Source organism: Streptomyces sp. SAJ15, assembly GCF_007595705.1.
GTDB lineage: Bacteria > Actinomycetota > Actinomycetes > Streptomycetales > Streptomycetaceae > Streptomyces.
This window is the reverse complement of sequence record NZ_NISY01000001.1, coordinates 531703-545037: the sequence shown is the minus strand read 5'-3', so window position 1 is coordinate 545037 and position 13335 is coordinate 531703. Positions and strand designations below refer to the sequence as shown.

12 protein-coding genes and 1 pseudogene are annotated in these 13335 nt (G+C 71.4%); 8 read left to right on the top strand and 5 right to left on the bottom strand.

Annotated elements, in window-relative coordinates; translation table 11 throughout:
- Positions 1–7: 7 nt before the first annotated feature.
- Entirely contained in the window at positions 8–910 is a 903-nt protein-coding gene (locus tag CD790_RS02385) for a hypothetical protein (RefSeq protein ID WP_144381263.1), read from the bottom strand.
- A 240-nt stretch (positions 911–1150) separates the two neighbouring features.
- Here CD790_RS02385 and CD790_RS02380 point away from each other — a divergent pair, with 240 nt between their 5' ends.
- Entirely contained in the window at positions 1151–2872 is a 1722-nt protein-coding gene (locus tag CD790_RS02380; RefSeq protein WP_144381262.1) for a chitinase, read from the top strand.
- Between the two features lie 69 nt (positions 2873–2941).
- Here CD790_RS02380 and CD790_RS02375 read toward each other — a convergent pair whose 3' ends face one another.
- Positions 2942–3817 carry a serine protease gene (locus tag CD790_RS02375; RefSeq protein ID WP_144381261.1) on the bottom strand — a complete coding sequence of 292 codons (876 nt, stop codon included), beginning with the start codon at positions 3815–3817 and terminating at the stop codon, positions 2942–2944.
- A gap of 196 nt (positions 3818–4013) precedes the next feature.
- On the opposite strand from CD790_RS02375, the gene CD790_RS02370 reads away from it, so the two are divergent.
- A complete protein-coding gene (locus CD790_RS02370; protein ID WP_144381260.1) occupies positions 4014–5360 on the top strand; it encodes a M14 family metallopeptidase in 1347 nt (448 codons plus the stop codon).
- Positions 5361–5431: 71 nt separating this feature from the next.
- Here the strand turns inward: CD790_RS02370 and CD790_RS02365 are convergent, their stop codons facing one another.
- Positions 5432–5647 carry a DUF397 domain-containing protein gene (locus tag CD790_RS02365; RefSeq protein ID WP_144381259.1) on the bottom strand — a complete coding sequence of 72 codons (216 nt, stop codon included), beginning with the start codon at positions 5645–5647 and terminating at the stop codon, positions 5432–5434.
- Positions 5647–6474 carry a helix-turn-helix transcriptional regulator gene (locus CD790_RS02360; RefSeq protein ID WP_144381258.1) on the bottom strand — a complete coding sequence of 276 codons (828 nt, stop codon included), beginning with the start codon at positions 6472–6474 and terminating at the stop codon, positions 5647–5649. Before CD790_RS02360 ends, CD790_RS02365 begins: the two co-directional genes overlap by 1 nt.
- 318 nt (positions 6475–6792) lie before the next feature.
- On the opposite strand from CD790_RS02360, the gene CD790_RS36560 reads away from it, so the two are divergent.
- The 6 genes and pseudogenes from CD790_RS36560 to CD790_RS02330 all read left to right on the top strand — a co-directional run bounded on the left by CD790_RS36560 (position 6793) and on the right by CD790_RS02330 (position 11254).
- Positions 6793–7146, top strand: a complete 354-nt coding sequence (locus CD790_RS36560; protein ID WP_313956452.1) for a hypothetical protein — start codon at positions 6793–6795, stop codon at positions 7144–7146.
- Positions 7147–7178: 32 nt separating this feature from the next.
- The gene (locus CD790_RS02350) at positions 7179–7403 is read left to right on the top strand and encodes a hypothetical protein (RefSeq protein WP_260867281.1); all 225 of its coding nucleotides are present in this window, start codon (positions 7179–7181) and stop codon (positions 7401–7403) included.
- Between the two features lie 161 nt (positions 7404–7564).
- Positions 7565–8989 (top strand): alanine racemase, encoded by a 1425-nt coding sequence (locus tag CD790_RS02345; RefSeq protein ID WP_144381256.1) that lies wholly within the window; start codon positions 7565–7567, stop codon positions 8987–8989.
- A 108-nt stretch (positions 8990–9097) separates the two neighbouring features.
- Positions 9098–9401, top strand: a pseudogene (locus tag CD790_RS35490) (amidohydrolase family protein); the annotation flags it as partial.
- Between the two features lie 70 nt (positions 9402–9471).
- Entirely contained in the window at positions 9472–10683 is a 1212-nt protein-coding gene (locus CD790_RS02335; RefSeq protein ID WP_144381255.1) for a pyridoxal phosphate-dependent aminotransferase, read from the top strand.
- A 157-nt stretch (positions 10684–10840) separates the two neighbouring features.
- The gene (locus CD790_RS02330; protein WP_144381254.1) at positions 10841–11254 is read left to right on the top strand and encodes a hypothetical protein; all 414 of its coding nucleotides are present in this window, start codon (positions 10841–10843) and stop codon (positions 11252–11254) included.
- Between the two features lie 105 nt (positions 11255–11359).
- On the opposite strand, the gene CD790_RS02325 is transcribed toward CD790_RS02330, so the two are convergent.
- Positions 11360–13201 carry a phosphoenolpyruvate carboxykinase (GTP) gene (locus tag CD790_RS02325; protein WP_144381253.1) on the bottom strand — a complete coding sequence of 614 codons (1842 nt, stop codon included), beginning with the start codon at positions 13199–13201 and terminating at the stop codon, positions 11360–11362.
- Positions 13202–13335: the final 134 nt, after the last annotated feature.

Here is a 13335-nt window from a genome sequence, read left to right as displayed (position 1 = left end):
CGGGACGTCAGTGGCTGGTCAGGGCGGGTCGGGCGGCCGGGGCGAGGGCGGGCGCCGGGTCGGAGCGGGGCACCGGGCAGGAGCAGAACGCGCAGCGGTCCCCGATGAGTTCGAGGCCGCACCAGTGGCACTCCTCCCGCCGTACGGAGGCCACCAGCTGGTAGAGGACGGACAGGTCGGGAATGGCCGCGGCGAACTCGGTCAGCCGGCCGGTGCCCCACCAGCGGGGCGACTCGCCGGGCAGCTCCACCTCCTGGACACCGGTGACCCGCCAGCCGGAGGCCAGCGTGCCGGTGATCCAGTCGGCGCCGTGGCCGCCGTGCTGTCCGCGGGCGAGCGTCAGCTGGGTGGCGTAGCCGGGGGCGGGCGGCTCGTCCGCCCCGCCGCCCACCGTGACCAGCCGCGGGGTGGGGTGGGCGATCACCCCGAACCGGGTGCCGGGCACCCAGGACCTGACGTGTGAGCCCAGCCCGACGGGCACCCGGTCGAGACGGGCGACCGAGCCGAGTTGGGCGCCCGCGTGGATGTAGTGCGCCAGCAGCCGGGCCGCGCAGCCCAGTACCCCGGGGCTGAAGTCGGCGACGGAGAGCTGGCGCAGTTGTCGGGCGAGCACGCCCACCGCCAGCGGTGGCAGGTCCAGGGCGAGCAGCGCGATGCGGTCGCTCTCCAGCAGGGAGCGCACGGTGTGCAGCCGCCGCACCAGGGGCGCGGGGGACGCGGCGGGGTAGAGCACCACCAGATAGCCCTGCTGGTCGAGGAGGGCGGCGGTCTCGGCGAGCGCGGTGTCCAGGGACTGGGCGTCGGGGTGCGGCAGGACGACGCCGGACGGCGTCTGACCGTCCGGCAGCGCGTGACCGAAGGTCGGTGGCAGCACCAACTCCCGGCTGGTGACGGCAATCGCGGTGGGCACGTCGGCTACCCCGTTCACTTCGGGCGCCGGGGCGAGCGGCGGCCGCAGGTCGATACTGCCCTGTGCTGGTGCAGCAGCACTTTATCCACGAATGCGGCGGGAGAGAACAGGCCAACGGTCTCGTCCACAAGCCTTGACAACCCGATTGGTCTGGACCAACTTTATCGGCCAAACGGTGGCCACCGTAAGCGAGTTCCTCTCCTTCACCCCCCGCATCACCACTCCCCCACGGAGGCAGTCATGGACCGTGCGCCACGCGCCGGATTCCCCGCAGCCGCCCTCGTCCGCCGACGACTGACCCGGGCCCTGGCGGCCGGTGCCGCCGGCACCCTGGCGGTCGCGGGCCTCGTCGCGCTCGGCGGGCCGGCCCGCGCCGCGGCCGACCCCAACCTCGCCCGGAACCCGGGCTTCGAGAACGGCCTGAGCGCCTGGACCTGTTCGGGCGACAGCGGCACCACGGTCGGCAGCCCGGTACACGGCGGCTCGGCCGCGCTGAAGGCGACGCCGGCCGGTACCGACAACGCCCGGTGCTCCCAGACGGTGAGCGTCGAGCCCGGCTCCTCGTACACCCTCAGCGCCTGGGTCCAGGGCTCGTACGTCTATCTGGGCGCCGGCGGCACCGGGACCACCGACGTGTCGACCTGGACCGCCTCCGCGCCCGGCTGGCAGCAGCTGTCCACGTCCTTCACCACCGGCCCGAACACCACCTCGGTGACCGTCTACACCCACGGCTGGTACGGGCAGCCGGCGTACCACGCGGACGACATCAGCCTGAGCGGGCCGGGCGGGGGCGACCCCGGCGAGCCGATACCCGGCGCGCCCACCGGCCTGGCGGCGGGCACCGCCACCGCCACCTCGGTCGACCTGTCCTGGAGCCCGGTCGGCGGGGCCACCGGCTACCACGTCTACCGCGACGGGACGAAGGTGCGGGCGGTGAGCGGGACCTCGGCGACGGTGACCGGACTGACGCCCAAGACCTCGTACCGGTTCGAGGTGACCGCGACCAACGCCGCCGGCGAGTCGCCGAAGTCCGCCCCGGTCACGGCGACGACCACGGAGGGCGGCGGCGGGCCGACCGTGCCCCGGCACGCGGTGACCGGCTACTGGCAGAACTTCGACAACGGCGCCACCGTGCAGCGGCTCAGCGACGTCCAGCCGAACTACGACATCATCGCGGTGGCCTTCGCCGACGCCACCAGCCGGCCCGGGGCCGTCACCTTCAACCTCGACTCGGCCGGGCTCGGCGGCTACACGGTCGCCCAGTTCAAGGCCGACATCAGGGCCAAACAGGCGGCGGGCAAGTCGGTGATCATCTCGGTCGGCGGCGAGCGCGGCACGGTCGGCGTCAACGACGCCGCCTCCGCCGCCAACTTCGCCGACAGCGTCCACGCGCTGATGCGGGAGTACGGCTTCGACGGGGTCGACATCGACCTGGAGAACGGCCTCAACGCCACCTACATGACCCAGGCGCTGCGCTCGCTGTCGCAGAAGGCCGGGCCGAAGCTGGTCATCACCATGGCCCCGCAGACCATCGACATGCAGTCGACGTCCAACGCGTACTTCCGGACCGCGCTCAACATCAAGGACATCCTGACCGTCGTCAACACGCAGTACTACAACAGCGGTTCCATGCTGGGCTGCGACGGCAAGGTCTACTCCCAGGGCACCGTGGACTTCCTCACCGCCCTGGCCTGCGTCCAGCTCGAAGGGGGACTCGACCCGTCCCAGGTCGGGCTCGGCACCCCCGCGTCCACCCGCGCGGCCGGCGGCGGCCACGTCGCCCCGTCGGTGGTGAACAACGCGCTGGACTGCCTCACCCGGGGCACCGGCTGCGGCTCCTTCAAGCCCGCGAAGACCTATCCGGGGCTGCGCGGCGCGATGACCTGGTCCACCAACTGGGACGCCACCGCCGGCAACACCTGGTCGGGCGCGGTCGGCCCGCATGTCCACGGACTGCCGTAGCGGAGGGTCCGCCCCGACGCGCCACGGTGCCCGCCCCGCGAGGGGCGGGCACCTTCGTCAGGCGACGGGTCAGGGCCGGGGCAGCACGCAGCCCGGCCGGTTGAGGTCGATCTTGTTTCCGGTGCCGACGCAGGCGGCGACGAGATAGGTCTGCTGGGCGTAGTTGATGCCCCGGCGGACCGTGACATTGCCGCTCTCGTCGACCTCGCACGGGTTGTTGACCGTGCACCGCTCGCCGTCCTCGTTGCCCGTGTTGTTCACGGCGACGACCTTGCCGGTGGCGGCGTCGACGACGGGCGAGCCGGAGGTGCCGCCGATGGTGTTGCAGGAGGGGGTGTAGCGGACCGAGTCCTTCCAGGTCCACGAGCCCTCACGCATCCGGTACACGAAGCCGTCGATGTCGCAGGTGTAGATCCGCTTCCAGTATCCCGACACCACCTTGATGGCGGTGCCCCGCACCGGGTGGTCGGCGGAGAGGCTCAGCGCGTCGATCTTGTAGCGCTGCTTGATCTGGGCGTAGGTGGAGCTCAGCTGGTACAGCGATATGTCGGTGTCGGTCATGGTGGCGTACGCGACCTTGGTGGCGCGCAGCGTTCCGACGCCGCTTCCGGAGGAGTTGAGCAGGGTGAAGGACCGGCTGGAGGCCCGGTCGACGATGACCTGGCCCGCGGCGGGCATCCCGCCCTCCAGGCAGTGACCGTTGGACAGGACGAGGGCGGGGTCGGTGTCGACGGAGTTCGGCAGCCGCACCACCGAACCGGAACAGTTGCTCAGCGCCACCGTGCCGGCGAAGTCGACGGCCTTGCCCTTGGCCTCCGCGCGCTGGGCGGCCGGGGCCCGGTCGGGGGCGGGGTTCGGGGCGACGGCCTGGGCGGTGCCCGCGCCGACGAGTGAGGCGCCGGCGAGGAGCAGCGTCGCGAGCGCACCGACGAGAGGTCTCTTCATGGGGGGTTCCTCTCCACACCGAAGTGGTTCGGTTTTGACATGCGCATTGTTGGTCTCGGCGGGCCGTGCGGCAATCCAACGCACGGAAGCCGGACGGAAGTTGGCGGATTCCGAGCACCCCGCCACTCTTGACCCTGTCATGCCCATGGCCGAACACTGAGCGCAGTCGCACCTTTCACCCCCCTCAGGAGACCTCATGCGACTTCGCATACGCGGAAGGGCCGGCAGACGCGCCACCGCGCTGGCGGCCGTGCTCGCACTCGCGCTCGGCGCGCCGCTCGTCGCCCAGGCCGACGACTCCGACCCTGCGCCGGCGTCCCCCACGACCCGGGCCGAGGAGACGCAGCGGCAGTACGAGGTGGCGGGCCGGACCACCGCCGCCCAGCGCACCGCCATCGCCTCCACCGGCGTCTCCATCGACGAGGTGGACGCCCGCTCCCTGGTGATCACCGCCGACGCCGCCCAGGCCAGGGCGCTACGGGCGCTCGGCCACCGGCTGACCGCGCTGCCCGGGCCCCCGGCCCGCACCGGCGGCAAGGCCGTACGCCCCTTCGACTTCCCGCCCGCCGACTCGAAGTACCACACCTACGCGGAGATGACCGCCGAGATCGACGCCGCGGTCGCGAAGTACCCGAACATCCTGAGCAAGCGCGTGATCGGCAAGTCGTACCAGGGCCGCGACCTCGTCGCCCTCAAGATCAGCGACAACGTGGGCACCGACGAGGCCGAGCCCGAGGTGCTGTTCACCCACCACCAGCACGCCCGCGAGCACCTCACGGTGGAGATGGCGCTGTACCTGCTCCGCGAGTTCACCCAGGGCTACGGGAAGGACTCCCGGGTCACCGGCGCCGTCAACGGCCGCGAGATCTGGATCGTGCCGGACCTCAACCCGGACGGCGGCGAGTACGACATCGCCACCGGCTCCTACCGCAGCTGGCGCAAGAACCGGCAGCCCAACTCCGGCTCCTCCTCGGTCGGCACCGACATGAACCGCAACTGGAACTTCAAGTGGGGCTGCTGCGGCGGCTCCTCCGGCTCGACCGGCTCCGACACCTACCGCGGCACCGCCGCCGAGTCCGCCCCCGAGGTGAAGGTCGTCGCCGACTTCGTGCGCACCCGGGTGGTCGGCGGGAAGCAGCAGATCAAGGCGGCGATCGACTTCCACACCTACAGCGAACTGGTGCTCTGGCCGTTCGGCTACACGTACAACGACACCGCCCCGGGCCTGACCCAGGACGACCACGACGCCTTCGCCACCGTCGGCCGCAAGATGGCCGCCAGCAACGGCTACACCCCCGAGCAGTCCAGCGACCTCTACATCACCGACGGCACCATCGACGACTGGCTGTGGGGCAACCAGAAGATCTTCGGCTACACCTTCGAGATGTACCCGCGCGGCGGGGGCGGCGGCTTCTACCCGCCCGACGAGGTGATCGAGCGGGAGACCGCCCGGAACCGGGACGCGGTGCTCCAACTGCTGGAGAACGCGGACTGCATGTACCGGTCCATCGGCAAGGAGCAGCAGTACTGCGCGGCGAGGTGACGCACGCTCGTACGTGACAGGGGGGCGGCCCCGCGCTCGGGGCCGCCCTCCTTGGTGGCTGCTGGGGTGGTTCAGCGAGCCGGCGTCTCGCCGCGCCCGACGGCCCCGACGAAGGACGCCCAGGCGGCGGCGCTGAACACGAGGGCCGGGCCGTCTGGGTGCTTGCTGTCGCGGACGGGGACGACACCGGGGATGCCGTCAGCCACCTCGACGCATTCGCCCCCGTTGCCGTAGCTATAGCTGGACTTGCGCCAGGCGGATTCATGTATGCGGGTTGGGCTGGTCATCAGTGCGTGTCCTTCAAGATGGAGTCAATGAGAGGGGCCGACTCGTATGGCGGCAGTGCCGATGCCTGGAGGAGATCGTAGGCGCGGTTCGCCTCGGCGACGTCTTCCGTTTCGACGAGCAGGTAGCCCTTCGGGACGCCATCCACGTGCACGACGTCGGCGCCCTCATCGAACGACAGGACTGTGAGCGGGCCGCACCAACACGAGTAGGCACTCTTCGCTTCCGGCACGATCTGGACCATGTGCGGCGGGGTTTCCGCCAGGTCGCGAAGCCGTTTGAGCTGCTCTCGCATGATGCGGGCATCGCCGATGGTTCGCTTGAGGATCACCTCGTCAAGGATCATCCAGAGCGCGGGCGGGACCTCGCGGGTGAGGACGCGCTGCCGCTCCATGCGCGCTGTCACAAGGTCCTCGACGTTGCTCGCGCGGGCTCCACGGAAGATGGCTCGGGCGTAGTCCTCCGTCTGCGCGATCCCAGGGACAAGTTGGCAGTGGAACATGCGGATGGCCGACGCGTTGCCCTCCAGCTCGACGTACTTGCGGAACCACGGCGGGTACGCGTAGCGCAGCACCAGCGGCGCCAGCCTGGCGAACCGGCCACCCGAGTGCGGGAACAGCCGGTCACATGCCTCGGCGAAGTCCAGCGTGGGCACGCGCTGGCCCGCTTCGATCTTCGCGACGAGCGAGTACCCACAGTGCGCCTCCTTGCCCAGCTCCTGCCGGGACAAGCCGTTCCGCTCGCGCTCCAGGCGTACCTCGGCACCGAAGTGCGCCAGTGGTGAGGAAGTCGGGTCACTCGGGTTTACGTAGTCACTCTCGACGCTCAACGGAACTCCCCTTGCGCTTTGGACGGTTGAGCCAGTCCAGCTTCTCCCTCTAGCGAGCGTACGCGCAGCGCGCAACGCTTGCACTACACACAGTCACACCCGCCTCAATGGGGTGCCGGGACGCAGAAGACCCCGGCGACCGTGCAGCCGGCCCCGGGGCGTGGCCATCAACTTCAAGGGAGTTGACGACGTGAGAGACCATATCCGAACGATCTTCGAACCGCTGCTGGGCTTGCTTCTGCCCCCGCCCGGGCGGCACCGGGCCGGCGGGCCCCGGCACGCCATGCCGCGCCGCATGCGAGTAGCGGCGGTGGTCCGGTGAGCGGGGAGCGACAGGACAGGGACCGGGAGCAGCCCAGCCTCGCCGATCTCGGTCGGCGCGGGGACGATCTGGCCGAGCGGATCCGCCGGCACCTGGGGCCCCAGAGCGGCGCGCGGCGCGTCACGTACCGGTTTCGCGAGCACACCATCGGCCTGGACCGCCGGCCGGAGGCCGAACCACACTCGTTCACCATGCAGTGCGCGGACTGCGGGGACCACAGCGCGCCGCACGGCAGTGGTGAGGGCGGCACGGAGTGGGCCGTGGCGCACCTGAAAGCCCACCCCGGGCACCTCGCCTATCGGGAGATCATCACGCGCCCATACCGGTTCGAGCCGGGGGTGTGGCGATGAGCCTGCCGTCGTCGCGCTGGCGTATCGGGCCCGTGCCCGAACGACGTCCCAGCCGCACCGAAGAGGGCGACGTCACGCTGTCGTTCCCGATCAGCCACGCGGGGAAGCCCGTCGCCGTGGCCCCGCTGACGCTGACGGCCGCCGAGGCGGAGCAGCTCCACGCGGCGCTGTGCCACGCCCTGGCCGGGCACCCGCCGCCCGACGACGCACCCGCCTGCCGCCAGCCGTGCGGGCGGACCGTCGTCCGCTGGCCGTAGCGGCGACCGGCCGCCCGTCTCGCCGCGTGGCGAAGGCGGGCGGCCCCGCACCGGGCCGCTCGGTGTCGCCGAGGGGCCCCGGAACCGCGCTCCCGCGCGGGCGGGACCGCCGTTGACCTGGCACTTGCCGGGATGTTAGACAGCCATAAGCGACACATGCAATGACCGTCGCACATGGTGCAATTCAGCTCTTATGGGAGGCTCCCTTGGCCGCCGCGCACTCCGCCGGGCACTCCGCCGCGCACTCCACCGAGAAGCCCGCGGACGACGGCGACGCGCAGCGCGTCGCCCGGCTGGCCGGCGCCCTGGCCGACACCCGGGTGGACCACCGCTTCAAGGGGCTCCCGCCGAACGCCGACGGGCTGACCGTCGGGGAGCTCGCCGCCGAGCGTCGCTCGCTGTTCAGCGGCGGCTTCACCACCCCCGTGCTGGCCCTGTCCGCCGAGGCGCTGGAGCACAACCTGGCGCTGATGGAGACCTACGCGGAGCGGCACGAGCTCGCCTTCGCCCCGCACGGCAAGACCACCATGGCGCCCGAGCTGTTCGCGCGTCAGCTGGAGCGGGGCGCCTGGGGCATCACCGCCGCCGTCCCGCACCAGGTGCGCGTCTACCGCGCCTTCGGCGTACAGCGGATCTTCCTCGCCAACGAGGTGGTGGACGCGGCGGCCCTGGCCTGGCTGGCGGCGGAGCTCGACGCCGACCCCGACTTCCGCTGCGTCCTCTACGTCGACTCGGTGCGCGGCGTCGAGCTGATGGACGCGGCGCTACGCGAGGCCGCAGCCCGGCGCCCGGTCGAGGTGGTCATCGAGCTGGGAGCGGGCGAGGTCGCGCGCACCGGCGTGCGCACCGAGGCGGAGGGCGCGGCGGTCGCGGCCGCGGTGGCGGCCGCGCCCACGCTGCGGCTGGTGGGCGTCGCCGGATACGAGGCCCAGGTGCCGCAGGCCGACGGCGAGCGGGTGCGGGCCTGGCTGCGCCGGCTGGTCGCGCTCGCCGCCGACCTGGACAAGGCGGGCCACTTCGCGGAGCTGGGCGAGCGGGACGAGATCGTCGTGAGCGCGGGCGGCAGCGAGTGGTTCGACGCGGTCGCGGACGTCTTCGCCGAGATCCCCACCCTGTCCCGCCCGGTCTTCAAGCTGCTGCGGTCCGGCGCGTACATCTCCCATGACGACGGCCACTACGAGGAGCGGACGCCCTTCAACCGGGTCCCCGAGGAGGGCGCCCTGCACCCGGCCTTCCGGCTGTGGGCGCAGGTGATCTCCCGGCCCACCGCGGAGCAGGCGTTCGTCAACGCGGGCAAGCGGGACGTCGCGTACGACCTGCACCTGCCCGCGCCGCGGCTGGTGCGCTCCGCGCGGACCGGCGAGGTGCGGCCGGCCACCGGCATCACCGTCAGCGGCCTCTCGGACCAACACGCGTGGCTGCGCATCGAGGAGGGCGCGGAGGAGGCGGCCGGGGCGGAGCTGGAGGTCGGCGACTGGGTGGCGCTCGGCCTGTCGCACCCGTGCACGACCTTCGAGAAGTGGCCGCTGATCCCGCTGGTGGAGGCGGACGGCACGGTGACGGACTACATCCGCACCTTCTTCTGATTCTTTTGCCGCGCTCCGTGCCCTCCGGGGCGCACCGGCCGCCGCCGGGGCGCCCCGGCGGCCTCCGACCTTCGCGACGGCCTCTCCCATGAGAGGCGTCCGGGAGCCGGGGTGCTGTCCCTGGAGGAGTGCGTGGCGCATCTCACGTCCCGTACGGCGGCCCGGCCGCGGCTGCCGGATCGGGGCCTGATCCGGCGAGAGCCACCGCGCCGACCTGGTGCTCTTCGGTTCCGACGCCGTCGCGACCGGCGCCACTTTCGAAGCTCCTCGGGCCCTTCCAACCGGCATCCCTTATGTCCTGATCGCGGGACGCTTGGTCATCGAAGGCGGACGCCGTACGGATGCGCTCGCGGGGCGCACGGTACGCCGGACCGCGCGGGGGCGGGGAGCGGCGCGCCCGGCGGAATTCTGAGTTCCGCCCACGGCTCCGGGTGGCGAGAAACACCGCGCGGGGCCCGGAGCGCCCCCGTAAGGTGGCCGACATGCAGGTGATCCAGTCCACGAAGCTCGCCAATGTCTGCTACGAGATCCGGGGTCCGGTGCTTGAGGAGGCGATGCGACTGGAAGCGGCAGGTCACCGCATCCTCAAGCTCAACACCGGCAACCCGGCGGCCTTCGGCTTCGACTGCCCGCCGGAGATCCTCGAGGACATGCTGCGCAACCTCGGCGACGCGCACGGCTACGGCGACGCGAAGGGGCTGCTGTCCGCCCGGCGCGCGGTGGTGCAGCACTACGAGACCAAGGGCATCGAGCTGGACGTCGAGGACGTCTACCTCGGCAACGGCGTCTCCGAGCTGATCCAGATGTCGATGCAGGCGCTGCTCGACGACGGCGACGAGGTGCTCGTCCCGGCCCCCGACTATCCGCTGTGGACGGCCTCGGTCTCGCTCGCCGGCGGCACGGCGGTGCACTACCGGTGCGACGAGCAGGCCGACTGGTACCCGGACCTGGCCGACATCGAGCGCAAGGTCACCGACCGCACCAAGGCCATCGTCGTCATCAACCCGAACAACCCCACGGGCGCGGTCTACGACGACGAGCTGCTGCGCGGGATCACCGAGATCGCCCGCCGGCACAACCTGATCGTCTGCTCCGACGAGATCTACGACAAGATCCTCTACGACGACGTCACCCACACCCCCACCGCCGCCATCGCCCCCGACCTGCTGACCCTGACCTTCAACGGCATGTCCAAGGCGTACCGGGTGGCCGGCTACCGCAGCGGCTGGCTGGCGGTCTGCGGCCCCAAGGCGCACGCCGCCAGCTACATCGAGGGCCTGACCATCCTGGCCAACATGCGGCTGTGCGCCAACATGCCGGCCCAGCACGGGATCGCCACCGCCCTCGGCGGCCGGCAGTCGATCCACGACCTGACCCTGCCGGGCGGCCGGCTGCTGGAGCAGCGCGACGTGGCGTACGAGCTGCTCACCCAGATTCCCGGGGTCAGCTGCGTGAAGCCCAAGGGCGCGCTGTACGCCTTCCCCAGGCTCGACCCGGCGGTCTACAAGATCAAGGACGACCGCCAGATGGTGCTGGACCTGCTGCGCGCCGAGAAGATCATGATCGTGCACGGCACCGGCTTCAACTGGCCCGAGCCGGACCACTTCCGCATCGTCACCCTCCCGGCGGCCAAGGACCTGGCCGACGCGGTGACCCGGATCGGTAACTTCCTGGACGGCTACGGCCAGCCGTAGCGTTCCGCGAACGCTCGCGACGATCGAGGCCCGGCCCTTCCGGCCGGGCCTTCGCCGTACCCCGGTGACGCTCCGCAGCCGAAGAGATCGCTGTAGCAGACTCAACTTTAGACAGCGTCTAAGTTAGGATGGCCTCCTGAACCTTTGGAGGCCATCCATGTACGAACCGATCCGCACCAAGTCGGTCCACGCCATGGCCGCCGTGCCCGACTTTCCGCACCGCTCCCGCGAGGAGGAGCTGGAGATCAGGCTCGCCGGGCATCTGACGGCGCTGCTGACCGTGACCGACGAGCTGCGCGCCCTGGCGCCCGACCCGGCCCTCGACGACGCCGCCCGGCGGGTCGCCGCGCAGGTGGCGCGGCTGCGCGCCGGGCGGGCGCCGCTGCGGGCCGCGCCGACGCCCGGCGCCGGGACCGACGCCCCGGCGCGCCTCACCGCGCTCCACCAGCGCGCCCACACCCTGGCCGGCCAGGCCCTGGTCGTCGCCACCTCGCTCGCCGACCACCAGGGCGCGGCCCTGGCGGCGGAGCGCATGACCTCCCACGCCTCGGCGATCGGCCTGGCGGCCTAGGCGCACAGGCTGGGGCGGGGCCCCGCGCGGTGCGCGGGACCCCGCCTCGACCTCACCCGCCCGGCCCGCCCGACCCGGGTCCGGGCGGGTGGCCCGGTGTGGCGTCTAGCCCAGACGCTCGACCAGCGCGCGGTACTCGTCCCACATCTCCTTGGGCGTGTGGTCGCCGAAGGTGTTGAGGTGCTCGGGGACCAGCGCCGCCTCCTCACGCCAGACTTCCTTGTCCACGGTGAGCAGGAAGTCGAGGTCGGCCTCGGCCAGGTCCAGGCCCTCGGTGTCCAGCGCGTCCCGCGTCGGCAGGATGCCGATCGGGGTCTCGACGCCCTCGGCCTTCCCTTCCAGGCGCTCGACGATCCACTTCAGCACCCGGCTGTTCTCGCCGAAGCCGGGCCAGACGAAGCGGCCGGCGTCGTCCTTGCGGAACCAGTTGACGTAGTAGATCTTCGGCAGCTTGGCCGCGTCGGCGTCCTTGCCGACCTTGACCCAGTGGCCCATGTAGTCGCCCATGTTGTAGCCGCAGAACGGCAGCATGGCGAACGGGTCCCGGCGCAGCTCGCCCACCTTGCCCTCGGCGGCGGCGGTCTTCTCGCTGGCGACGTTGGCGCCGAGGAAGACGCCGTGCTGCCAGTCGAAGGACTCGGTGACCAGCGGGACGGCGCTGGCGCGCCGGCCGCCGAAGAGGATGGCCGAGATCGGCACGCCCTTGGGGTCCTCCCACTCGGGCGCGATGATCGGGCACTGCCCGGCCGGGACGGTGAACCGGGCGTTGGGGTGGGCCGCCGGGGTCTCGCTGTCCGGGGTCCAGTCGTTGCCCTTCCAGTCCGTCAGATGAGCGGGCTTCTCCTCGGTCATGCCCTCCCACCACACGTCGCCGTCGTCGGTGAGCGCGACGTTGGTGAAGACCGAGTTGCCCCACAGGGTCTTCATGGCGTTGGCGTTGGTGTGCTCGCCGGTGCCCGGCGCGACGCCGAAGAAGCCCGCCTCGGGGTTGATCGCGTACAGCCGGCCGTCCTCGCCGAAGCGCATCCAGGCGATGTCGTCGCCGATGGTCTCCACGGTCCAGCCGGGGATCGTGGGCTCCAGCATGGCGAGGTTGGTCTTGCCGCAGGCGGAGGGGAAGGCGGCGGCGATGTACTTCGGGCCGGCGGCCTCGCCCTGCGGCGGGGTCAGCTTGAGGATCAGCATGTGCTCGGCGAGCCAGCCCTCGTCCCGCGCCATGACGGAGGCGATGCGCAGCGCGTAGCACTTCTTGCCCAGCAGCGCGTTGCCGCCGTAGCCGGAGCCGTAGGACCAGATCTCGCGGCTCTCGGGGAAGTGCGAGATGTACTTGGTGGTGTTGCACGGCCACGGGACGTCGGCCTGCCCGGGCTCCAGCGGGGCGCCGAGGGTGTGCACCGCGCGGACGAAGAAGCCGTCCTCGCCGAGCTCGTCGAGGACCGGCTGGCCCATCCGGGTCATGGTGCGCATGGAGACGGCGACATACGCCGAGTCGGTGATCTCGACGCCGATGGCGGACAGCGGCGAGCCCAGCGGCCCCATGCAGAAGGGCACGACGTACATCGTGCGGCCGCGCATCGAACCGCGGAAGACGCCCTTCTCGCCGGCGAAGACCTCGCGCATCTCGGCCGGGCTCTTCCAGTGGTTGGTCGGACCGGCGTCCTCCTCCTTCTCGGAGCAGATGAAGGTCCGGTCCTCGACGCGCGCCACATCGCTGGGGTCGGACGCGGCGTAGTACGAGTTGGGGCGCTTGATCGGGTCGAGCCGCTTGAAGGTGCCCTTGGCGACGAGCTCCTCGCACAGGCGCTCGTACTCGGACTCGGACCCGTCACACCACACGATCTCGTCGGGCTGGGTGAGGGCGGCGATCTCCTCGACCCAGGCGATCAGCTCCTGGTGGCGGGTGGGAAGGGTGCCAGGGGTGAGGGGAGCCGCATTGCTGCGCGCCACGATCGCTCCGTTCCGCCGGATGGGTGTTCCGGCGTGATGTCTTGAGGGTTTGGGCGGATATGTGCACGTATATCCGATATGGAGACAGCTACCCCTTGGGGGCTGCGACCCGGATGCACAGCTCATCCGGTGCC